The following is a 251-nucleotide window of genomic DNA, read 5'->3' as shown; positions in this document are numbered from 1 at the left end:
CAAAACCACCGTTTGAACCGATATTGCGTTTTGCACAGTTTGTTGTTACAGCGGTTAGTGATGGTTGATTATTATGACTTAATGTTCCTTGAGCGATAGCTTGCTCCCACATTGCATTGGCTGTTATGACCTCTGCAACTGTTGGGAGAATTGGCGCTTTAAGCCTAAACTCTTTCATCTCAGCTTCAAGAATACGTTGACCGTTTGCTCCATCTACTACGACTTTTTCAACATCTGCATTTTTTAAGAAA

At 40.6% G+C, this 251-nt stretch carries 1 protein-coding gene; it reads right to left on the bottom strand.

Going from position 1 to position 251, the window contains the following annotated elements:
- The coding region (locus P8629_RS12375) for a hypothetical protein (protein WP_278166401.1) at positions 1-251 on the bottom strand (251 nt) is incomplete at both ends.

Source organism: Hydrogenovibrio sp. 3SP14C1 (assembly GCF_029625905.1).
Lineage (GTDB): Bacteria > Pseudomonadota > Gammaproteobacteria > Thiomicrospirales > Thiomicrospiraceae > Hydrogenovibrio.
The sequence above is the reverse complement of the archived record's forward strand: the minus strand, read 5'-3'. Positions and strand labels throughout refer to the sequence as shown.